Origin of the sequence: Microbacterium sp. GbtcB4, assembly GCF_019091465.1 — a bacterium.
In the GTDB taxonomy this organism is placed as follows: Bacteria; Actinomycetota; Actinomycetes; order Actinomycetales; family Microbacteriaceae; genus Microbacterium; species Microbacterium paraoxydans.
This window is the reverse complement of record NZ_JAGXJJ010000489.1, coordinates 1-239: the sequence shown is the minus strand read 5'-3', so window position 1 is coordinate 239 and position 239 is coordinate 1. Positions and strand designations below refer to the sequence as shown.

Genomic DNA, 239 nt, shown 5'->3' with positions numbered 1-239 from the left:
GGCACCCGCCCCGCGGTATACGCCGCCGTGCTCTCCGGCATCACCCTCGACTTCCTCTTCGTCGCCCCGCTGTTCACGATCTCGATCGCGCACCCGCTGCACGTGCTCGCCCTCACCCTCTACGTCATCATCGCGATCCTCGTGAGCCTCATCGTCGCCCAGGCCGCCCGCCGGGCACGGCCTGCGCCGCGGGCGCCCGCCGGGGCGGGGCCCCCCGCGGCCGTCGCCGGGGACGTGCC

General features: G+C 75.7%; 1 protein-coding gene. It reads left to right on the top strand.

Annotated features, from left to right (window positions below; translation table 11 throughout):
* A partial coding sequence (locus KVS71_RS18575) for a DUF4118 domain-containing protein (protein ID WP_217585271.1) occupies positions 1–239 on the top strand: 239 nt, incomplete at both ends.